We start from the raw sequence: 20,861 nt of genomic DNA, 5'->3' as shown, positions 1-20,861 counted from the left end.
TCACATTGTGAATATAGTGACACTTGATCCAGATTAGTAACGCTTTCTTGGTTAAAAAAACACCTTATACAGGAAAGCAAATTATTAAAGCGTTAACAATTATGAATGATCTGTGCTCATTGCCATACACAACAGAATTGATAACAATAATTTTGCGTAATTTCACAATAAATCGTGAATTATAAATTAAAATTTATTTAAAAAGTTCGTTTTAATGTTAACTATTTGATTGTTTTCAAGTATAATTAAATTATACAAAAATATATGCATTATTTATGTTATTTTTTCACAATTACCTTTTATGGAGGATCTATACATATGGAAAACAAACTTCATTACAAGATGTACAAAGCTGGAAAAATCTGGCTGTTTGCATCAATTTCAACCATTGCCTTCGGAACTGGGATCATGCTTAGCCCGAACGGAAACAAAGTTCATGCTGACACTGTAGCCACAACAACCACCGCTCAAGCAGGACAAACAGAAACTACGCAAGTAGCACCCACGAGCGAAGCTGTTACTACTACAAATCCGGCAAGTGAACAAACTAGTTCAACAGATGCGAAAAATAGTACTGATACCACAGTTGTTGCTCAACCGGCTTCCACAACGGCTACGAACGCTTCTGAAGCCACTACGTCAACGAGTCAAGCTAGTCAGACAACGACCACCTCTGAAGCTGCTACCGCAACTCCAGGTTCACAAGCAACTAGTGCTGTCACAACTGAGAGCGTTGCAACTTCAACTGCTGTAAATGAGACTAATCCGGAATCAGCAGCGGTTTCCTCCCCGGCCACTTCTGAAGTAAAGGCTACACCGGAAACCGAACCAACTTCCACGCAACCATCATCCCAACCGGATGTTACCCAACAAACAGAAACAGTCCAACCAGTTTCACAACCAAACTTAAACAAATTAACTACTAACCTAGCAGCCGCTCCAACAACTGCTGCTACAGTTGTTGCTCAAGGAACATGGCCATGGGGAAACACCGCACACTGGACGTACACCGATGATGGAACGTTAACCTTTGATGGAGATGGAACCATTTCTTCAAACTGGGCCAGTGACAATAATAGTTTTGACAATAGTGACTCACCAATTGTTAAATACAACCCCAAGAAGATTGTTTTTGCAGCTAAGGTAACAATTGTTAATCGTGGTGCAGATATTTTTTCAAATGTTCCAGGTAAAATAACCGCTATCAATGGTTTTACCGGTCCTGAAGTTTATAACAATAAAACCAGTAACCTAGAAAGCTTTGAAAACTTATCTAATCTTGATATTTCTGGATTAGATCGAGTTGGTCGCCTGTTTGAAGGTTTAAATAGCCTAAAAACAATTGATTTAAGCCAATTAAAACCTAATCCTAACGTAGTACTAGATCGGAATCTTGGAGATTCTGGTTACAACGCTTTATTTGCTGGAGACTCCTCCCTGGTAGAAATCAAGGGACTGGAAACTTGGAAAGACTTACGAGCTGGACTAACTTTTAATAGTACTTTTTGGGCTTGTTCTAGTTTGCAAACCCTTGATTTAAGTAACTGGAACACCGGTCAATCAATCAGTAACACTTACATGTTATTAGGGACTAAATCATTGTGGAAGCTTACTTTAAACAAAGATCATCCCCTATTAAACGTTCCTGATGCTGCAATTCCTAACGGAACTGATAACTTCAACTCTAATCCAACTAAGGGACAAAAAATTCCTGGGACCGTTAATCCTGCTACTGGTGACAATAACATTGCTACTGGTCAAGGGTGGCGTTCCGTTGGAAATGGGACAGATGCTAATCCCCAAGGAACTAACTATCCAACTGCAAAAGATGTTGCAAACATTCAAGGCCCAATTACTGACAATGTCTTTGTTTGGCGTCAATTGGCGCAACCCGTTCAAATTGAATATGTTAATGATAGCAAGGGTGGAGCTCCTATCACTGGTCCCAACGTCCCGACGCAAGTTCCTGGTTATAACGGTATTGATAGCGATAACCCCACTAATGCCGGGGATCAATTAACCATCGATAGCTCGATCCCAGCAGAAACGATTGTTGTTGATGGAATTACTTATAAGTTAGTTCCAAGTAAAAATCCCCAAGTACCTGGATTCTATACCAATGATAATCAAAAACTGACGTATCACTACGTGCAACAAGCGTCAGCAACCATTAACTATGTTGATGCCTCAAATGGGAATACCATCATTGACTCAACTAACCTAACTGGCACAATTGGGGACCCAATTACGGGAGTTACTGAAAAAATCGCTGCTTTAGAAAAACAGGGTTACAAACTAAAAAGTAACAATGTTCCTGCAACGTTCGGTGAAGATGCTAACCAAACCTATACGGTAGAGTTAGAACACAACATTCTTACCATTAATCCAGATAATCCTGGAAAACCGGGTCAACCAATTGATCCAAATAATCCGGACGGCCCAAAATGGCCCGAAAAGACCACTGCCGAAGACTTAAAGACGGAAAGTACCATTACCGTTCATTACAAGTACGCAGATGGTCGGCAAGCGGCTCCAGATGCGACCCGGACGGTACACTTCACCCGGACAGCCACGGTAGATGCGGTTACTGGCCAAGTGACCTATGGTGCCTGGACTCCGGTTGAGAGTGCTAACGTGACCGTTGATTCTCCAGCAATCTCTGGCTACACGCCGGATCAAGGTCAGATTTCTGTGACGGCTACGGCTGGGAACAACAGTGACCAAACGGTTACTTACCAAGCTAACGATGTCAAGGCGACCGTGAAGGTGATCGATGATACAACCGGTCAAACCATTGAAACTCACCCGCTTACAGGTAAAAATGGGGGTCAATTAACAAACCCAGTTGACCTGCAGGCTTTGAAAAACAAAGGTTATGTGATTGGAAGTAACAACGTGCCAACGACCTTCGGTCCTGATGCAGAACAAACCTATGAAATTCACGTCACGCACGGTTCGGTTACCGGAACGCCGGATAACCCGGGAAAACCAGGCCAACCGATTGATCCAAACAACCCGGACGGACCGAAGTGGCCGGACGGAACGGCAGCTGATCAACTGCAAACGGAAAGTACCATTACCGTTCATTACAAGTATGCAGATGGCAGTCAAGCGGCTCCAGATGCTACCAAGACAGTGAAATTCACCCGGACAGTTACGGTTGATACGGTAACCGGTCAAGTAACCTACGGAGCTTGGATCCCCGTCGACGGTACCAATGTTACAATTGCTTCTCCAAGGATTGATGGCTACACGCCAGATCAAGCTCAAGTTTCCGTGACGGCTACGGCTGGGAACAACAGCAACCAAACGGTCACTTACGCCCAGAATCCCTTGATTGTGCAACCAATCGATAAAGACGGGAACCCAGTCGGACCTGCCTACCCAACGGATCCTAAGCAGCCGCAACCACAGGAAATTCCAGGTTACAAGTTTGATCACTTTGAAACGAAAGACGGCAAGACTTACGCCGTTTACACGAAGGACGACACTCCGGCTGCTAAAGATGATCAGATTACCGTGCAACCAATCGATGAACAAGGGAACCCCGTGGGACCAGCTTACCCAACGGACCCTAAGAATCCCCAAGCCCCAACGATCCCAGGTTACCGGTTCAAAGAATTCCAAACGAAAGCTGGCAAGACCTTCGCAGTTTACGCCAAAGTTGCTTCACAACCAACGGAAGCCGCTAAACCCCAAGCAGAGAAACCGCAAACGCAGTTACCGCAAACGGGTCAAACCCAGAACCACTTCCTCGGTTTACTTGGAATGTTGCTGACAACGCTAGCCGGCCTCTTCAGGTTAGGCAAGTTGAAGAAACGCCAGTAATTAACCCGTAACCTTATACAAAAAGACCTTCGTAAGTAATTACGAGGGTCTTTTTTCGTTGCATCCATTTATCCACCCTTATTGCCAGACGCTTTGCGCTTTTGACTGGCATTGCTTTAAAGCCAACTAATCGCAGACCTACGTTTACAACGGCCAACCTAATCCAGTTAATTTTACGTTTTATGTCACAATACCTCACACGAACCCTTTGTAAATGGTAAAATTAGTCGTATACTGCAAACCTGTGCAAAATTTTACTACTAATCAAAGGAGCATCACTATGCCAGAACAAAACGATTGTAAGTTGAATCGGGGCCTGAAAAACCGCCACATTCAACTGATTGCCCTTGGGGGGACGATTGGGACGGGACTCTTTTTAGGATCCGGAGAATCCATTAGTTTAACCGGACCGTCCATCCTCTTGGCCTACGCAATTACTGGAGTTATCTGTTTCTTCATCATGCGGGCCCTCGGAACCTTACTCCTCTCGAACCTAGAAGCGAATTCCTTCATTGAACCCATCGCCCACTTTCTCGGCACCACCACGGGCTTTGTGGCCGGATGGACCTACTGGATGTGTTGGATCATTGGCGCCATCGCAGAGGTTACCGCCGCGGGAATCTACATTAATTTTTGGTTCCCCGGGATTCCCTCGTGGTTTACGGGCCTAGTCATCCTCGGGATTATCTACGCGCTTAACACGATTAACGTGGCTGCGTACGGAGAAACCGAATTTTGGTTTGCCCTCATCAAAGTGATTGCCATCGTTGCCATCATTATCGTGGGAATCGTGCTCGTCCTCATTAACTACAAAACCCCTGCTGGGCACGCTTCCATCACGAACCTGTATTCACACAAGTTCTTCGGCCATGGTTGGCAGGGATTTGCCCTCTCCTTTCAAATGGTTGTCTTCTCTCTGACCGGGGTCGAAATGGTCGGAATGACCGCTGGAGAAACCAAGGATCCCGTCCACGTGATTCCAAAGGCAATCGATGCCGTGCCGTTCCGGATTATCTTATTCTACATTGGAGCCCTCGCTGCCATCATGTGTGTGATTCCTTGGCAAACGATTTCTCCAAACCAAAGTCCGTTCGTGGAAGTGTTCAAAAACATTGGGGTGAACGGAGCTGCCGGAATCGTGAACTTTGTGGTTCTAACGGCCGCTACCTCCGCTTGTAACTCGTCTATTTACACGACTGGTCGGATGATGTTCAGCTTGACCAACGGGAGTAACGGGAAACTAGCAAAGAAACTGGGAACCCTTTCGAACCGGCGAATTCCGCAAAATGCGATTACCTTCTCCACGTTAGTCGTTGCGGCGGCGACCCTCTTAAACGTCTTCATTCCAAAGGGCGTCTTCGTCTTTATCGCTAGTATTTCTACCACGCTCTTCCTCTTCATGTGGTCCTTAATTATTCTGGCCCAGATGAAATACCGGCGCGAAGTCGATGCCGCTGGTAAGGAAGATCAACTTACCTTCAAAATGCCGTGGTACCCATTTTCTAGTTACATCGTGTTAATCTTCTTGGTCTTTGTCGCCATTGTGCTGCTCTTCCGGATTAGTTCGTTACTTGCCTTGATTGGCTCCCTAATCTGGATTGGAACGCTGTACGCGGTTAAGTTGCACCGCAATCACCAACAAAAACACCAAGCATAGCAAATAAAAAACCACCAATTACAGGTAATTGGTGGTTTTTTTAGCTTAACGTTGCGGTTGCGGCGTCCCAAAGTACTTCTTTGCCAACCGTTGTTCAGTTCCATCCAGGTGCAATTCTGCAATCGCCCAGTTCAACTTGTGACGGAGCGTCTTATCTTCCTTTCGCACCCCGACCGCCATCTCATCCGGCGGGAAGTTGGTGGAAACAATCTTTAACGGCACCTTCTGGTGACTGTGCGCTAGGTAATAGCGCGCGTAGTCTTCATCGATTAAAACGGCTCCGAGTCGGCCAACCTGCACATCATTGATGGCCTTATCAAAGGTATCATACTGAATCGGGGCCTTCGTTAAGAAGCGTTTTAAATCCTGCGGGTGCGATTGAAATAGCGTGTACCCGGAGGAGCCCGACTGCACGCCGAGCTGCTTACCACGCATATCAGCGGGTTGGTTAACTCCCGAATCCGCGCGGGTCAGCAACACCTGCCCGGTCCGGTGGTACCCCTTGGTAAAGGCCACGTGTTCCTTTCGTTGGGGCGTCACTGTGTATCCGTTCCAGATTGCATCAATGTGGTGAGTGTTTAACTCCGTTTCCTTCATGGACCAGTCAATCACCTGAAAGTCGGGCTTCAAACCGAGTTTTTTACAAGCGGCCTTGGCCATTTCAACGTCATAGCCCACCAGGTGGTTATTTTTATCCCGAAAGCCCATCGGGACAAAGGTATCATCAATTCCAATTTTTAGGGTTTTTTCGTGTTGCAAGCTCTGCCAGCTATCCGTGCGGTGGTTAAATCGGTAGTAGGCACCCCCGAGGATCACCCCTAGAATCACCAGTACTAGGATATTACCAATGATGAGTTTTTGTTTTGCCTTCATCTCAGCCTTCCTTTCTAACGGTCAACGTCCGTTCCGAAGTCCAAAACCTGGCCGTTCAAGCTGTGGGCAAAGGGCAAATCGTGGGTCACCACGATCTGGGTCACCCCGCGTTGTTGTAACTTCTGGATCACTTCCGTCACCCGCTTCGTCGAGGCTTCATCAAGTCCGGAAGTCGGTTCATCGTAAGCCAACACTCCCGGTTTCATGGCGAGAGCCCGGGCAATCGCAACCCGCTGCTTCTGACCACCTGAAAGTTGGAACGGATAGGAGTCCTGCTTACTGGTTAAGTCCAACTCGTCCAGTAACGCTTGGCACTGGTCCTGGTACTGCGCCTTCTTTTCCTTCTTAACCACCTTGGGGGCTAGAGTTACGTTCTCAGCGACCGTGTACTGGGGAAACAGGTTGAAGTCCTGAAAGATGACCCCAACGTCCGTGCCCTTCCGGTTGGGACTTAGTTCCAGTTGCTTCCCGTTTAAGGTAATGGTCCCGGCATCGGCCGCGATTAACCCGGCTAAAATATTTAAAAAGGTGGTTTTCCCAATTCCAGAAGGTCCGACCACGGTCAGGATGCCCCCGTCTGGAACGGTAATGTTGAGATTTTGAAAGACAACCTGATCGCCGTACGATTTCTTAAGGTTTTTAATCGTTAACATGTGCTTTCCCTCCTACCGATAATAGTTCAGCCGTTTTTCGATGTAGCGCATTGCAATTGTCAAAATGATGGTTAGGCCTAGGTACATCGCACCAACGAGCAGGTAGGGAACGAGCGTTACATCCCGTGAAACGGCGATGTTTCCGGCCCGCATTAAATCACCCAGTCCAATTACGTATACCAAGGAGGTATCCTTTACCAGGTTAATCACTTCGTTTCCAACCGACGGCATCACCGTCTTTACTACCTGGGGCAACGTAATGTACCACATTGTTTGGAGGCGGCTGAACCCGAGTACCTTGGCTCCGGCGTACTGCCCGGCTGGAACGGCTTGCATGCCTCCTCGAAAGATTTCGGCGAAGTAGGCCGCATAGTTCAAGATGAAGGTGAAAACCGCCGCTTCAAACCGGGGGAGCGTCACCAGATTGGCCAAACTCAACCCGTAGTAAACAAACACGATTTGTAATAACAGGGGCGTTCCACGCATCACAGTGATGTAGCCATCGATCAGCCACCGGAGCACCTTTAGTGGTGATTTCTGTAAGATCGCAACCACCACCCCGAGTGGTAATGACCCAATTAACGTCAAAGCGAACACGCCCAGCGTCATTTTTAACCCAGCTAGTAAACTGGGTAAAACTTGGTTAATGTAATTCATGATTTCCTCCTTTGATGATTGGGTTCTACCACCAGTCGGCTGGCCATAAAAAAAGTCCCCAAGTTATCAACATTGATAACTTGAGGACGATTCCGACTCGTGTTCCCACCTCTATTTTGGTTAGCATTACTACTAGCCACTCAGGCACCTCACCACGGTGAGGCACAGCTCGTAACGGAGCAACCCGAGAATTTTCTAGAAAGTTCCTGACGAACACGAGTGTGGTTCACCTAGTTCCAATTATCGCTTCTCAACTCCAGCGCGATTCTCTGTAAATTGAAAGTTAGGTTACTCTTTCGTGCATATCTTTATCGAGTATCTTAAACCCTGTTGATTGTTCGTGTCAACCATTTGTTGCTATTTTCGGGGAAAGAAACTGTCGTTATTCTTTCCCGTAGTAATCAGCTGGAACCTGAACCAAATCATGTTCCACCAGTTTTTCGGCAATTTCAACGGTGTTCGCAGCCGCTCCCTTGAGCAGGTTATCGGCTACCACCCACAGGTTGTAAGCACCTGGATTTTCGGGATCAGCCCGCACCCGGCCGACGTACGTTTCGGTGTGCCCGGCCGCGTTAATTGGTTGCGGATAGAGCTGTTGTGCTGGATCGTCTTCCAGTACCACGCCTGCGCCCGCCTGCAGTAAGGCTTGCACCTTGTGTGCATCCAAGTTGGAGTTATCTTCAACTTCAAAGTAGACCGATTCTCCGTGTCCAATCACGACTGGAACCCGCACACAGGTAGCGTTGACCTTAATCTTTGGGTCGTTCATATCGCCAGCCATGATCTTCTTCGTTTCGTGCACCATCTTCCACTCTTCGTGCGTGGAACCATCATCTTCAAACACATCGATTTGGGGCAGCAGGTTAAAGGCTAATGGATAATGGTGTGCTTCGCTCTTGACCGGGAAGATGTTAGCCGTCATTGGTTCCCCATTGAGGTGTTGTTGGGCTTCATCATCCAGCTCCTTAATGGCCATTTGCCCCGCTCCAGAACCGGCTTGATAGGTCGACACAATAATTTGTTTCAACCCCACCGCATCCATGATGGGTTTCAACGCCACCACCATTTGGATCGTTGAACAGTTCGGGTTCGCAATGATTCCCTTGTGTTGTTGGAGTGCTTCCTCATTTACTTCTGGAACCACCAGTGGGACTTCTGGATCCATCCGAAAAGCACTGGTATTATCAACGGCTACGGCACCGCGTTTCACGGCTTCCGGGAGGAATTGCTTGGAAGCAGCTCCCCCAGCGGAGGCCAAGACGATGTCAACGTCATCAAAGGACTCAGGCGTCGTGGCTTCGACCGTGACATCCTGGCCCTTAAATTGTAAGACGGTTCCAGCTGACCGGGGCGAAGCCAATAACTTAACCTGATTCACTGGAATCGTGGACTGCTCTAATTGCTGAATTAGGCGCGTGCCCACAGCCCCCGTGGCCCCTAAAATTGCTACATTATACTGCTTCATGATGAAAAAATCCTTTCCTTACAACACGTTTTCTAATCCAACGGCGAACCCCGATAACCGGCCAACCTGTTTAATCGCAATGTTTAACCCGTGCATAAATGATTCCCGGTCAAAGGAATCCTGGCGAATCGTCAAGGCTTCACCGGGGCCACCAAACAAGACCTGTTCGTGGGCAACGTACCCGGGTAACCGAACCGCGTGAATGGGAACTGCTTCATAGTTAGCTCCACGTGCTCCCGGTAGCGTTTCAACGGGGTTGGCCACCGTTTCTGGCGCTTGCGTCCGCCCAGCAGCAATCATTTTCGCCGTATTAATGGCCGTTCCCGACGGGGAATCCTTTTTATCGGCGTGGTGCATTTCGATGATTTCCGCATCCGGGAAGTACTGCGCCGCCTGCTTGGCAAACTGCATCAACAAGACTGCCGAGAGTCCAAAGTTCGGCACTAACAACCCGGCCTGGTGCTGTTCATCCGCCAGTTTTGTTAGTTGAGCAACCTGTTCGTCGCTGAGCCCACTGGTTCCAATGATGGGAGTCATCTCGTGTTCTAACGCAAACTGAGCGTTGGCAAAGGCGCCCGCGGGCGTCGAAAAGTCGACCCACACCGTGGCGGTGGTCTTAATTTCAGCTAAATCAGTAAATACCTGTGTGGTGGCTGGTAAGTCATATGCAGCCGGGTCGGTCGTGGTCGCATGGGGGCTATAAACAGCGCCTAATGCTAATTCGGGATCGCGCTCAATCATCGCGGTGGCCTTTTGCCCCATCGATCCTTGAAAACCAGCTACTAAAACGGTCGTTGTCATGGGTTACTCCTTTTCTCCGAGGGCTTCTAAAACATAGCTTTGTTCGACGGCAGTCAAATCAGTGATCGGTAACCGACAACCCCCAACGTCTAAGCCATTTCTAGTCAACATAAACTTTACGGCCGATGGTGAGGGATAGAGGAATAAGCCCTGCATCTTCGGCGTTAATTCCCGTTGTAATTGACCCGCCTGAGCTAAGTCTTGATCCAGCAAATCATACATTTGCCGCATAGCGGGCAGGTAGAGGTGCGAAGCAACGGACACAACCCCGTTGCCACCCACACTCTTTGCAAACAAACTCTGCGGATCTTCACCCGTGTAGACCAGGAAGTCGTCAGGAGTTTGTTCCACAATTGCTTCAAAATCTTCCATTGAACCACACTGTTTAATTCCAATGATGTTTGGTTCCTGACTGAGTTCGACGACCGTGTCTACGTCCATGTTAACGCCCGTCCGGCCGGGAATGTTGTAGATAATAATCGGGAAATTCGTGGCGCGTGCTACGGCCCGGAAGTGGGCCTTCATCCCCACTTGGTTGGGCTTATTATAGTAAGGAACGACCACTAAGGCCGCATCGATGCCCGGAATGTGGCTCACTTCTTCGGTAAAATCGATGGTGGCCTGGGTGTTATTACTCCCAGTTCCGGCGATGACCGGAACCCGGCCGTTTACAAACTGGGCGAAGTTCGTATACAAACTCAGCTTTTCATCGTGGGTAAGCGTTGGAGTTTCCCCAGTCGTGCCCCCGATTAGAAACCCGTTGCCCCCTTCTTGTAATAGCCGCTCCGTCAACGTTTCTAACGCTGGATAGTTAATCTCTTGTTCCGCGGTGAACGGGGTGATTAATGCGGTAATAATGTCAGTTTGTGTAAAATCAGTCATTTTGCTTACTCCTTTTCTGTCATGCGTTGTTGTAACCACCCGGTGATTGCACTGATCCCGGGTTCAATGGCGGCCTCACTCGGCACTAATTCACTCGAATGCAACTGGTGGTTGGGATCGCCCACTCCCAGCCAAAACATGGTTCCGGGAAACTTAGACAGTAAATAGCCGAAGTCTTCGCCCGTCATGGCTGGTTCCGTTTCAATGTATTGAACATCCGGCGCGCTCTGCATGTATTTAATGAAGTCCGCGGTAAGGCGAGGATTATTTTCCACCGGCAGGTAGCCCCCCTGGTTTAACTTGAGATCTACCTGGCAGTCATAGCTCGTGGCAATGCCATTGGCAACCGCCCGCAAGCGATCATCAATGTGTTCAATCATTTTCTGGGTTAACCCCCGGATCGTCCCGTGAAGCTCTGCTTCTCCGGCAATCACGTTCCGAATCGTCCCGGCGTTAAACTGCCCGAAGGTAATCACGCCCCCTTCGATGGGATCCACGCTTCGTGACACAATCGTCTGAACCTGTCCAATGAACTGGCTCGCTGCAACCACCATGTCATTTGCGAACTGCGGGTAGGCCGCGTGCCCCTGGGTCCCCGTAAAGTGAACGTCCACTTCCGTAGTCCCCGCAAACAGAGTTCCCATCCGGCAGCCAATCGCCCCGGCGGGAAGTTGCGGGTTATCGTGGAGACCATAGAACTCATCAGGGCGCCACTGACCGGTAAAGATGCCATCCTCGTAGGCCAGCTTGCCCCCGTTTTGACTCTCTTCGGCGGGTTGAAAGAAGAATAACAGGTTATCCGTTGGCTGGTTCGCAACGAAGTGAGCCAGCACTCCCATTGCCACGGTCATGTGCAAATCGTGACCACAGGCGTGCATCCGCCCCTCATGCTGCGAAGCAAACGGTAATCCCGTGGCTTCCGTCACTGGTAACGCATCAATGTCCGTTCGGTATCCAATCGTGCGGGTCGGATTCGTGCCGTGCAGTAACACTAAAATCGCCGTTGGTAACTGTTCTGGGACCTGAACCTCAACGAAATCGCAATCAGCGGTTAACGCCGTGATTTGCTTCATTAAGAGGTCGTGCGTTTGAAACTCTTGAAGCGCTAATTCTGGAATCTGGTGTAATTCGCGGTAGAGGTTGTGTAAGTCAAGTGTCATGGTTTACCCCCGTAAATCGTCTTCCAGTTTGGTTTTCGAGCGGGTCTTTTGGTTCACGTCCTTCACCTTTTTAGCAGGCATGCCGGCTACGACCGTGTATGGGGCAACGTCCTCAGTTACCACGGCCCCCGCGGCCACGACGGCACCTTTCCCGACATGCACGCCCTCAATTACGACTGCATTTGCACCGACCAAGACGTCGTCGTCAATTTGGACTGGTTTAGCACTGGCTGGTTCAATCACTCCGGCCAGCACGGCGCCCGCCCCAATGTGTGAGTGCTTGCCAACGATGGCTCGGCCCCCAAGGACCGCTCCCATGTCGATCATGGAGTCGTCTCCAATTTCAGCCCCAATGTTAATGAGGGCACCCATCATGATAACGGCATCTTTCCCAATCTTAACTTGGTCCCGAATGATGGCACCGGGTTCAATCCGTGCGTCAATGTTCTTGGTGTCTAATAACGGCACCGCTGAGTTGCGACCGTCGTTTTCAATTTCGTAATCCGTAATGTGGGCTTGGTTGGCTGCTAAGAACGGTTGTACATCCTTCCAGTCCCCAAAAATAACCCCGGTTTGGTCGTTCACAAATGGTCTAAGGGAGTCCGGAAAATCAATGTCAGCCAGTTGGCCTTTCAGGTACACCTTCACGTTGGTTTTCTTTTCAGCATTTCCGATGAATTGAATGATTTCTTGTGCGTTCATTTCCGCCATGTTCTGTCTCCTTGCTTGTCAGTAGTAGTTTTGCTTCCTTAATCACTTAGTTTCACGTCGAGGCGGGTTAAATCAGCTAGGGTTTCCCGCTTAACCACGACTTGGGCGCTGCCATTTTCAACGAAAACGACCGCGGGCCGGGGATTCCGGTTATAGTTAGATGCCATTGAGTACCCGTAAGCTCCCGTGGCCAATACCGCAATCACGTCGCCAGCTTGTACAGGCGGGAGCTTGGCATCCTTTACTAAGATGTCCCCTGATTCACAGTACTTCCCGGCGACCGTTACCACTTCGGTTTCGGTCGGTGCCACATTGTCAGCGGCGACCGCTTCGTAAGCAGCGCCATAGAGCGCGGGTCGGATGTTGTCACCCATCCCGCCATCGACTGCCACGTACTTCCGCACCTCTGGAATTGTTTTTTGCGAACCAACCCGGTACAGACTCACTCCGGCCGGACCCGCAATCGAACGCCCGGGTTCAATCCAGACCGCTGGCAAAGGAAGGTCAGCTGCGGCCGTTTCCGTCTTCAAAGTGGTGATGATCTGTTCCACAAACTCTTCCGGCCGAATGGGATGATCGGCATCGGTATACTGAATCCCAAAGCCTCCCCCAACGTTAACCACTTGAGGGATATAATCATATTCATCCCGCCAGTGTTGCATCAGGTGCACCAGCTTCTGCGTTTCAATCTTAAAGCCGTCGGTCGCAAAGATTTGTGACCCAATGTGGGAGTGCACTCCCTGTAAGTGCATCCGTGGTTCCGCTAGGACCTGTTGCAAGGCCTGGTCAGCCTGTCCGGTCAGCAGGTCGAAGCCAAACTTACTGTCCTGTTGGCCGGTCTGAATAAATTCATGGGTATGCGCGGAAACGGCGGGAGACACCCGCAGCATCACGTTTACTTCCGCATCCGCTGCTTCGAGAACCTGAGCCAGGAGCCCAATCTCGTAGAAGTTATCGAGGATAATCGTGCCCACGTGGTGGTGAACCGCCATTTGTAACTCTTCATAGGACTTGTTGTTCCCGTGAAAACTAACCCGCTCCATCGGAAAGTCCGCTGCTAACGCAGTTGCTAATTCACCAGCAGAGACAACGTCAATGTGGGCGTGTTCTTGATTAACAATTTGATACATCGCCACGCACGCAAAGGCCTTGCTGGCATAGCTAACGGCATAATCAACGTGTTGTTCCACAAAGACCCGTTCAAACGCCCGAATCTGGTGCCGGATTTTTGCCACGTCATACACCTGGAGCGGCGTTCCATATTCATCAGCGAGCTCCGTGGCGGGAATGCCACCAATCAACAACTGATTATTGCGCACTTCATCACTACTTAACATCCTGTTTTCCTCCTCAATCGTCCTAACCGGCAGACCCTTATGCGTACTAAAAAAGGGCCTTTTGGCACGGAAGCTCCGTCCAAAAGACCCTATTGTCGCCGATTAGAATCAATTTTATCCATAGCTCCCCGAGAATAGCATTCCCGACAGTCCGTAACCTCTTAAGTTACGTCCCAGTTAACTAAGGTCCATCCTCCTTAGCACTTCGGCAACCAATCCTTTCGGTGGGTTCAAAGCTGGATGGCAACTCCCCCACGTACTCTTCTTGCTTGCGACCTCTATTTGATTTGTGTTTAGCATACCGAAAAAGCCAATCAGCGTCAACCTTTTCCAAACTAACTTACTGAAATTTCTTTATTTCTATATAGAGTTTTCTAAAAATGTCCGTTATTTTCCCAGATCGAGTTGCGAAATCAAAAAAATGATGATAGTTTCACTAATAATAAAACGAGCGAGGTCAGACGAGCATGAAAGTAGTTAAATTCGGGGGCAGTTCGTTAGCCGATGCCACCCAGTTCGAAAAAATTATTCACATCATTCAGCAGGATCCGGAGCGGCGGGCCATCGTAGTTTCCGCCCCTGGAACCCGGTTCAAGGGCGACATTAAGGTGACTGACCTGCTAATTCAATATGCAAATGCCGTTCGCAATCACGAATCATTGGAAGACGTTCAAACCGAAATTATTGATCGCTACCGAAACATTGCTAACCACTTTGCCGTTCCGGACGCCGTGATGGAACACATTTCGGCGGTCATCACCGGCTTAGCTAGCCAATCCTTTGCAGATCAAGACCACCAGTTAGCCGCTTTTAAGGCCCATGGAGAATACCTAAACGCCTACCTACTGAGCCAAATTTTGACGAAACTGGGCCTGCCAACTAAGTTCATGGACCCGCGGACCGTTGGGTTTGATGTCGCTGGACCCGTGAATGATGCCCACGTCACGCCTAAAACTTACAACCATCTCGCCGCCTACCAAACTAGTACTGATTACCTAGTCTTTCCGGGCTTTTTTGGCATTAACGAAGCGGACGGAACGATTGCCACCTTTTCACGGGGTGGTTCCGATATTACCGGTTCAATCGTCGCCAAGGGCTTACACGCCGAGGTCTACGAAAACTTTACGGACGTCGACGCCATCTACTCGGTGGATCCCCACATCGTTCCCAATCCCAAGAGTATTAGTAAGATGACCTACCGAGAAATGCGGGAACTTTCCTATGCCGGGTTCTCTGTGTTTCACGACGAAGCGTTACTTCCGGCCATTGAGGCCCAAGTTCCAATTAACGTGAAAAATACTAACCATCCAGACCTCCCTGGCACCTTGATTGTCCCCGAACAGGGCTTTAAACCCGCGGGCTTTATCACTGGGGTAGCCAGTTCCAAGGGCTTTTCGGCTCTATACCTGCACCGGTACTTGCTTAACAAGGAAGTTGGGTTTACGCTAAAGCTATTACAAATCCTCTACAAATACGGGATTTCATATGAACACATGCCGTCTGGAATTGATGATTTGACCATCATTTTTGATAACCGCGAGCTCACGCCGGAAACCGTTCAAGCAATGTGTGACGACATTCGGACGGAACTCCACCCTGATCAATTAGAGTGGATCGATCACTACGCCATCATCATGATTGTCGGCGAAGGGATGCAACTGAGCCCTAACACCATCGAAAAAATCATTCGCCCGCTCACCGACCATGACATTAACATTCACATGATTAACGAAGGGGCGTCCAAAATTTCAATCATGCTAGGCACTGACGAAGCCGATGCGGAACAATCGGTCAAACTCATTTACCAACACTTCTTTGACAATAACCGCATTTTTACTGACTAACGGGAGGTCATTTCATGGTAACGCTACGCAAAGTTCACGGTTCAGAAAACCGGTTTTTCATTTTAGATCGGACCCAATTTACAACCACCCCAACCATCGAGCAAATTGCCAACCTCGCCGTGAACCTCAAACAGAGTGACAACGAGACCTTTAACGACATCGATGGAATTTTAGTCGTGGATGCTTCGGACCATTCCGGGTGCTTAGGCAAAATGACGGTCGTGAATGCCGATGGTAGTCTCGCCTCCATGTGTGGTAACGGGCTGCGAACGGTCGCCCGCTACCTAGCTGACCAAACGGGAGAAACTAAGTTTAAGGTTGAAACTCAGGATGCCGATTTACACGTGGAACAAGCCGACCAGTTGGCACCAGAGGTTCCCGCCTATGGAGTAGAAATCGCCCCCGTGCGGTTTCACGCTGCTGACTTTCCGTTTGCCGAGCTGGGAGGAGACACGATTTTGAACCGGCCCTTACCCCAGTTAGCGCCCGACCTAGACTTTACGGCCATTGCGGTGCCCAATCCGCATTTAATTAGTTTTATGGACCACGACACCTTAACCAGTGGGTTGCAAGCTCAACTGGGACCCTATTTAAACGGAGAAAATCCGTACTTTCCAGACGGAGTAAACCTCAACTTTGCCCAAATCCTCGGTCCCGATCGCTTGTTTGTGAAAACTTACGAACGGGGCGTCGGCTTCACCAATGCCTGTGGAACCGGAATGACGGCCACGAGTTTGGCCTACGTTTTAAACCACGACCAGGGCGATTTTGACCACGTGGTAACGGTCTACAATCCGGGGGGAATGGTGAAAGTGCACGTCGCCCGGACGGGGACGGAGTACGCCCTGCAGTTGATTGCCAACGCCACCACGCTGGGAAACTGGGAAATCGAAGCTACTGACCTGTTCCAGCACCAATTTGCAGCTGGTAACTACCAACCTACCACTGAAGAAACGGCTTACCAAAACTGGGTCGCCACCCTGCCGCAACCCTAATACTAACTAGGTTAAACTCACTCATCCGGGTGAGTTTTTTTGTATGGGAGGCTTTTACCTTTACTTACTAAAAATAAGTAGATATACTAGGTTTACTAATTATAAAGGAGTCGATCATCATGACCACTGTTAACGTAATCCTCGGAAGTGTCCGCGAACCTTCCATGGGATCCCGCCTGTTTCAATACCTGCAAAAGCACCAACCCGAATTAGAGCAAACCACGCACGTTAGTTTGCAATTTTTAAAGGTTAGTGACTATCAGCTTCCCGCCTACGCCGAACCCCTTCCCCCAATGGGAACTCCCGATTATCCAGAGAATCTGGCTCCAAATGCCAAACGCTGGGTAACCGACGTGATGAGTGGCGACGGAATCTTGTTGCTCACCCCTGAATATGACTACTCAGTTCCGGGTGCATTAAAAAATGCCTTTGACTACCTCGGAACCGGCGTTAGCGACACCCCGATTCAAACGATCAGTTACTCCATGGGTTCGTTTGGTGGTATCCTGGCTGCAATGGCCTGGTTGCCGATTTTCCAAGTTCTAAGCTTGGTAAGCGTCCCGCGGAATCTCAACCTCCGTTTCATTCAAAACATCTTTACTGAAACTGGGGACTTAAATCCGGATTTAGAGGCGTCCGAACAACAATACTATGCCGACAAGTTGACGGCTACCGTACAAAACATTGCCAACTACGCCAGCCGCTTACAAGCAGATGCATAATCAAAAAGACCATGAAAATTCATGGTCTTTTTTTACTTGCTTTTTATATTATACGATGTATAATATTGATGAAAGTGAAGGAGCTGATCATTATCGCCATTCAAATTAGTTCAGAAGTGCTGGAAGGCATCGTGTTAGCCTTGCTCGCCCAGGAAGATTACTACGGCTACGCCTTAACCCAGGGAGTCAAAAAGTTTATTCCGATTTCAAACTCAACCCTCTACCCGATTTTACGCCGGCTCAAAAAGGAAGATTGGGTCACCACTTACGACCAGCCCTTTGACGGTCGGAACCGGCGGTATTATCAAATTACGGAGGCCGGATTAACCCAACTTGCCAAAGTTAAGACCGACTGGAATCATCACAAGCACATCGTTGACCAGGTCTTTAACAATCAAATGCCCAAGGAGGATGACTAATGCCAACGGATCAGGAACAATACATCACGGAACTGAAGTACTACCTAAAAAATATCCCAACTAAGGAACGCGATGAGGCCGCGACCTACTACCTCGACTATCTCAAGGACGGTCAACTTAGTAACTACAAAGAAATCGTCGCAAACCTTGGAACGCCCCGGCAGCTAGCGCGCCAAATTGCCGCGAATTACTCCATCTCAGAAGATGAAAAGCAACCGAAAAAGGGAAGCGTCAATCACAACGTTAAGCTCATTATTACCATTTTAGCGGCCATTGCCTCCCCAGTTTTGCTGGGGATTGCCGGCTTTATCTTACTGATGTTATTTATTGTAGTTGTAGTCGTAGGAGCTTTTTTATTTACAACTTTGGTTGTTGCAGGACTTGCTTTTTGGGTTGGAATCACAACTATCGCTAGTAAAGGGATTGTTGCATTAAATTTAATTGGTGCATCGTTGCTTATCTTCGGTGTCTTGATTATGATCCCGCCCATCGTGTACTTTGTAATTCGCTTTATTATTCAAATTGGTGCGAACTGGACCAAGAAAATCTATCGGTATTCACAAGCTAAATTGACTAACAGAAAGGATGGTTATCATGGCTAAATTCATGAAACGAATGCTAATCACTGGAATCATACTATCTGTGTCTGGATTAGTAATGGGTGTAATTGGTTTTTATGGTGGTGGTCGGACACACGGCTTAGAAAAGGCCTACTCCCACAATTCGACTCACATGTCGCTTAATTTTAGTGACGACGATGATGGTGACGACGATTACTAAAGGAGTTTGATTTAATGAAATTAGCAATTATTGGCATTCCCGTTTGTCTTAGTTTGCTGCTAGCTCTAGGCATTATTGGGCTAGTACTAATTATGGAATTAGGTTAGATAACCTAAGAAAGGATGTTTCCTATGTATAAAAAAATCATTGGATTGACAATGTTAAGGTTATTTCTAGCGGTTTTACCAGCTGCATTCACACCACAAGCAACGGCCGCTAGCCAAACCCAGAAAGTCAAAAATACCGCTCAACTTGATACTTTAAAAATAAACGTTCCAGCCCAGGTGACAGTAAAATCGGGTAACGAATTTACTGTCCAATCTAACTTCCGGGACCAGCAAAAACCTAAAGTCACCAAAAATGGTGATAACATTGAGGTTAATGTTAAGGACCAAAAGCTCTGGGATCAGATCAACCACAGTCACAGCGGCAAGCTCAAGCATAAGGTTGTGATCACCCTGCCACAGGTCATTAATCCGAAGACGGTCAAAATTAACTCTGGAACCCTGGACTTTAAAACGACTACTCCCATTCAGAACTTTCAAGCTAACAGTAACGCATGGAACATGACAATAAGCAAGGCCAACTTCAAGCAATCCAAACTAGTAAGCTCAAGTGGAGATGTAAATAGTAATGACAGCCAAATCGGGACGACCATGATTAAATCGGAAAGTGGAGACGTGTCCTTACGCAACACAAAGCTGCAAGCTACCCAGATTGAATCAGAAGGTGGCAACGTCTTACTTGAAAAAGTGGACTCCAATCAACCACTTAAAATCAACAGTAGTTCAGGTGACATTACCATGAAACAACCCAACTTAACTAAAGTCACCCTCAGCTCCGATGGTGGTGACATTAAAACTCATGATCTAATTGCAAAAGACTTAAACTTTAACAGTGGAGCTGGAGATGTAGCAATGGATAACCAAAAATCGATCACCTACGATCAACTTCAGCTTAAAAGCGATAGTGGTGATGTTCAGATTAAAAATGCCAAGATTAACCACAGTAAAATTAATGCTGATGCTGGCGATATAAGCTTAAAACACGTCAACATTAAGCATAAGGATAATTAAAGGTCAATTGTCAAAGAGACCTGGAAAAATAGCCATTCATATAAAAAATAGCTGGAAGTTAAGATTAACTTCCAGCTATTTTTTATTTAGAAACTAATTTTTCTAGCCTCAGTTTTTAACTAAGCTTTGTTTCCCGAACCAAAGACCCGAATCCGGTCTAAGCACATCTCTACCAACTGATCGGTTCCAGCAGTGAGCAGGATTCGAGGGTCATAGTTCTTCCCCTTTAAGTCCTCATCACTCAGGATGTAATCCCGCAGGCCCTGGTGAAAGGCTAGTTGTCCTTCGGTATTCACGTTAACCTTGGCAATTCCTAGTTGAATGGCCTTGCGTACTTGGTCATCCGGAATCCCAGAACCACCGTGTAGGACTAATGGAATCCGTTTGCCTAACGCATCATAAATCGCGTCATCAATCTTTTGCAGGTGCGCAAAGTTGAGCCCTTTCCAGTCCTTCGGGTACTGACCGTGAATGTTCCCGATTCCAACAGCTAACATATCAACGCCAGCTTTCGCCATGGCCACCGCGGAATCAACCGGCGCAATTTCACCATCAGCAATCACACCGTCTTCTTCACCACCGATCGTGCCAACTTCAGTTTCTAAGCTAACGTCCTGGTCCTTTGTGAGGTCTCTCAGTGTAGCCGTCTTCGCTAAGTTTTCATCAAGAGGGAGACTCGACCCATCAAACATAATCGACGTGTAACTAATCCCTAACGTTTTGAGTGAATCAAAGTAAGTTCCGTGGTCTAAGTGAATGGAAATCGGAACGGTAATGTGTAAGGCATCGTGCATGTCGACGATTAAATCGTAGGCTAACCGGAAGCTTCCCATGTACTTAGCGGCACCACTGGTTACCTGTAAAATCAACGGTGATTGGGCTTTTTCCCCGGCTTGCAAAATTGCCTTAGCCCATTCCAAGTTGTTCACGTTAAATGCTGGAACGGCGTAGTGGCCGGCCCGGGCTGCTTGTAACATTTCCGTACTGTTTGTAATCATTAG

19 protein-coding genes and 1 riboswitch are annotated in these 20,861 nt (G+C 48.1%); of the genes, 9 read left to right on the top strand and 10 right to left on the bottom strand.

Annotation, left to right across the window (positions count from 1 at the left end; all coding sequences use genetic code 11):
* Positions 1 to 318 precede the first annotated feature (318 nt).
* Together M3M35_RS05125 and M3M35_RS05120 are read left to right on the top strand one after the other, a co-directional pair.
* Positions 319 to 3,828 carry a mucin-binding protein gene (locus M3M35_RS05125; RefSeq protein ID WP_252749594.1) on the top strand — a complete coding sequence of 1,170 codons (3,510 nt, stop codon included), beginning with the start codon at positions 319 to 321 and terminating at the stop codon, positions 3,826 to 3,828.
* Positions 3,829 to 4,108: 280 nt separating this feature from the next.
* On the top strand, positions 4,109 to 5,485 hold the full coding sequence (locus M3M35_RS05120; protein WP_252749593.1) for an amino acid permease: 1,377 nt from the start codon (positions 4,109 to 4,111) through the stop codon (positions 5,483 to 5,485).
* A 45-nt stretch (positions 5,486 to 5,530) separates the two neighbouring features.
* On the opposite strand, the gene M3M35_RS05115 is transcribed toward M3M35_RS05120, so the two are convergent.
* The 9 genes from M3M35_RS05115 to lysA all read right to left on the bottom strand — a co-directional run bounded on the left by M3M35_RS05115 (position 5,531) and on the right by lysA (position 14,024).
* Positions 5,531 to 6,358 carry an amino acid ABC transporter substrate-binding protein gene (locus tag M3M35_RS05115; protein WP_252749592.1) on the bottom strand — a complete coding sequence of 276 codons (828 nt, stop codon included), beginning with the start codon at positions 6,356 to 6,358 and terminating at the stop codon, positions 5,531 to 5,533.
* 14 nt (positions 6,359 to 6,372) lie between these two features.
* A complete protein-coding gene (locus M3M35_RS05110; protein WP_252749591.1) occupies positions 6,373 to 7,011 on the bottom strand; it encodes an amino acid ABC transporter ATP-binding protein in 639 nt (212 codons plus the stop codon).
* A 12-nt stretch (positions 7,012 to 7,023) separates the two neighbouring features.
* Positions 7,024 to 7,668 (bottom strand): amino acid ABC transporter permease, encoded by a 645-nt coding sequence (locus tag M3M35_RS05105; protein ID WP_252749590.1) that lies wholly within the window; start codon positions 7,666 to 7,668, stop codon positions 7,024 to 7,026.
* A gap of 382 nt (positions 7,669 to 8,050) precedes the next feature.
* Complete coding sequence (locus tag M3M35_RS05100) at positions 8,051 to 9,133, bottom strand: aspartate-semialdehyde dehydrogenase (RefSeq protein WP_252749589.1); 1,083 nt, start codon at positions 9,131 to 9,133, stop codon at positions 8,051 to 8,053.
* Between the two features lie 18 nt (positions 9,134 to 9,151).
* Entirely contained in the window at positions 9,152 to 9,934 is a 783-nt protein-coding gene (gene dapB, locus M3M35_RS05095; protein ID WP_252749588.1) for a 4-hydroxy-tetrahydrodipicolinate reductase, read from the bottom strand.
* A gap of 3 nt (positions 9,935 to 9,937) precedes the next feature.
* A complete protein-coding gene (dapA, locus tag M3M35_RS05090) occupies positions 9,938 to 10,816 on the bottom strand; it encodes a 4-hydroxy-tetrahydrodipicolinate synthase (RefSeq protein ID WP_252749587.1) in 879 nt (292 codons plus the stop codon).
* 5 nt (positions 10,817 to 10,821) lie between these two features.
* Positions 10,822 to 11,976, bottom strand: coding sequence for an N-acetyldiaminopimelate deacetylase (locus tag M3M35_RS05085; protein ID WP_252749586.1), 1,155 nt, complete (start codon positions 11,974 to 11,976; stop codon positions 10,822 to 10,824).
* 3 nt (positions 11,977 to 11,979) lie between these two features.
* Entirely contained in the window at positions 11,980 to 12,687 is a 708-nt protein-coding gene (gene dapD, locus M3M35_RS05080; RefSeq protein WP_252749585.1) for a 2,3,4,5-tetrahydropyridine-2,6-dicarboxylate N-acetyltransferase, read from the bottom strand.
* Between the two features lie 38 nt (positions 12,688 to 12,725).
* Positions 12,726 to 14,024, bottom strand: coding sequence for a diaminopimelate decarboxylase (gene lysA, locus M3M35_RS05075; RefSeq protein WP_252749584.1), 1,299 nt, complete (start codon positions 14,022 to 14,024; stop codon positions 12,726 to 12,728).
* Between the two features lie 113 nt (positions 14,025 to 14,137).
* Positions 14,138 to 14,313, bottom strand: a riboswitch (Lysine riboswitch).
* Between the two features lie 178 nt (positions 14,314 to 14,491).
* On the opposite strand from lysA, the gene M3M35_RS05070 reads away from it, so the two are divergent.
* The 7 genes from M3M35_RS05070 to M3M35_RS05040 all read left to right on the top strand — a co-directional run bounded on the left by M3M35_RS05070 (position 14,492) and on the right by M3M35_RS05040 (position 19,860).
* Positions 14,492 to 15,868 (top strand): aspartate kinase, encoded by a 1,377-nt coding sequence (locus M3M35_RS05070; protein ID WP_252749583.1) that lies wholly within the window; start codon positions 14,492 to 14,494, stop codon positions 15,866 to 15,868.
* Positions 15,869 to 15,882: 14 nt separating this feature from the next.
* Positions 15,883 to 16,863, top strand: coding sequence for a diaminopimelate epimerase (gene dapF / locus M3M35_RS05065; RefSeq protein WP_252749582.1), 981 nt, complete (start codon positions 15,883 to 15,885; stop codon positions 16,861 to 16,863).
* A gap of 119 nt (positions 16,864 to 16,982) precedes the next feature.
* Complete coding sequence (locus M3M35_RS05060; protein ID WP_252749581.1) at positions 16,983 to 17,585, top strand: NADPH-dependent FMN reductase; 603 nt, start codon at positions 16,983 to 16,985, stop codon at positions 17,583 to 17,585.
* Positions 17,586 to 17,677: 92 nt separating this feature from the next.
* Positions 17,678 to 18,004, top strand: a complete 327-nt coding sequence (locus tag M3M35_RS05055) for a PadR family transcriptional regulator (RefSeq protein WP_252750701.1) — start codon at positions 17,678 to 17,680, stop codon at positions 18,002 to 18,004.
* A complete protein-coding gene (locus M3M35_RS05050) occupies positions 18,004 to 18,606 on the top strand; it encodes a DUF1700 domain-containing protein (protein WP_252749580.1) in 603 nt (200 codons plus the stop codon). The genes M3M35_RS05055 and M3M35_RS05050 overlap by 1 nt, the downstream gene beginning before the upstream one ends.
* Positions 18,599 to 18,784, top strand: coding sequence for a hypothetical protein (locus M3M35_RS05045; RefSeq protein WP_252749579.1), 186 nt, complete (start codon positions 18,599 to 18,601; stop codon positions 18,782 to 18,784). The genes M3M35_RS05050 and M3M35_RS05045 overlap by 8 nt, the downstream gene beginning before the upstream one ends.
* 158 nt (positions 18,785 to 18,942) lie before the next feature.
* Positions 18,943 to 19,860 carry a DUF4097 family beta strand repeat-containing protein gene (locus tag M3M35_RS05040; protein ID WP_252749578.1) on the top strand — a complete coding sequence of 306 codons (918 nt, stop codon included), beginning with the start codon at positions 18,943 to 18,945 and terminating at the stop codon, positions 19,858 to 19,860.
* A gap of 119 nt (positions 19,861 to 19,979) precedes the next feature.
* Here M3M35_RS05040 and M3M35_RS05035 read toward each other — a convergent pair whose 3' ends face one another.
* Positions 19,980 to 20,858, bottom strand: coding sequence for a ketose-bisphosphate aldolase (locus tag M3M35_RS05035; protein WP_252749577.1), 879 nt, complete (start codon positions 20,856 to 20,858; stop codon positions 19,980 to 19,982).
* Between the last annotated feature and the right edge of the window lie 3 nt (positions 20,859 to 20,861).

Origin of the sequence: Fructilactobacillus myrtifloralis (assembly GCF_024029335.1) — a bacterium.
GTDB lineage: Bacteria > Bacillota > Bacilli > Lactobacillales > Lactobacillaceae > Fructilactobacillus > Fructilactobacillus myrtifloralis.
The sequence above is the reverse complement of the archived record's forward strand: the minus strand, read 5'-3'. Positions and strand labels throughout refer to the sequence as shown.

What these genes read in the sequence shown, in the direction of transcription:
- lysA (WP_252749584.1), bottom strand. Translation starts at nt 14,024, where the DNA reads ATGTTAAGTAGTGATGAAGTGCGCAATAATCAGTTGTTGATTGGTGGC.
- M3M35_RS05070 (WP_252749583.1), top strand. Translation starts at nt 14,492, where the DNA reads ATGAAAGTAGTTAAATTCGGGGGCAGTTCGTTAGCCGATGCCACCCAG.
- dapD (WP_252749585.1), bottom strand. Translation starts at nt 12,687, where the DNA reads ATGGCGGAAATGAACGCACAAGAAATCATTCAATTCATCGGAAATGCT.
- M3M35_RS05040 (WP_252749578.1), top strand. Translation starts at nt 18,943, where the DNA reads ATGTTAAGGTTATTTCTAGCGGTTTTACCAGCTGCATTCACACCACAA.
- M3M35_RS05060 (WP_252749581.1), top strand. Translation starts at nt 16,983, where the DNA reads ATGACCACTGTTAACGTAATCCTCGGAAGTGTCCGCGAACCTTCCATG.
- M3M35_RS05105 (WP_252749590.1), bottom strand. Translation starts at nt 7,668, where the DNA reads ATGAATTACATTAACCAAGTTTTACCCAGTTTACTAGCTGGGTTAAAA.
- dapA (WP_252749587.1), bottom strand. Translation starts at nt 10,816, where the DNA reads ATGACTGATTTTACACAAACTGACATTATTACCGCATTAATCACCCCG.
- M3M35_RS05085 (WP_252749586.1), bottom strand. Translation starts at nt 11,976, where the DNA reads ATGACACTTGACTTACACAACCTCTACCGCGAATTACACCAGATTCCA.
- M3M35_RS05045 (WP_252749579.1), top strand. Translation starts at nt 18,599, where the DNA reads ATGGCTAAATTCATGAAACGAATGCTAATCACTGGAATCATACTATCT.
- M3M35_RS05120 (WP_252749593.1), top strand. Translation starts at nt 4,109, where the DNA reads ATGCCAGAACAAAACGATTGTAAGTTGAATCGGGGCCTGAAAAACCGC.
- M3M35_RS05035 (WP_252749577.1), bottom strand. Translation starts at nt 20,858, where the DNA reads ATGATTACAAACAGTACGGAAATGTTACAAGCAGCCCGGGCCGGCCAC.
- M3M35_RS05100 (WP_252749589.1), bottom strand. Translation starts at nt 9,133, where the DNA reads ATGAAGCAGTATAATGTAGCAATTTTAGGGGCCACGGGGGCTGTGGGC.
- M3M35_RS05125 (WP_252749594.1), top strand. Translation starts at nt 319, where the DNA reads ATGGAAAACAAACTTCATTACAAGATGTACAAAGCTGGAAAAATCTGG.
- dapF (WP_252749582.1), top strand. Translation starts at nt 15,883, where the DNA reads ATGGTAACGCTACGCAAAGTTCACGGTTCAGAAAACCGGTTTTTCATT.
- dapB (WP_252749588.1), bottom strand. Translation starts at nt 9,934, where the DNA reads ATGACAACGACCGTTTTAGTAGCTGGTTTTCAAGGATCGATGGGGCAA.
- M3M35_RS05115 (WP_252749592.1), bottom strand. Translation starts at nt 6,358, where the DNA reads ATGAAGGCAAAACAAAAACTCATCATTGGTAATATCCTAGTACTGGTG.
- M3M35_RS05050 (WP_252749580.1), top strand. Translation starts at nt 18,004, where the DNA reads ATGCCAACGGATCAGGAACAATACATCACGGAACTGAAGTACTACCTA.
- M3M35_RS05110 (WP_252749591.1), bottom strand. Translation starts at nt 7,011, where the DNA reads ATGTTAACGATTAAAAACCTTAAGAAATCGTACGGCGATCAGGTTGTC.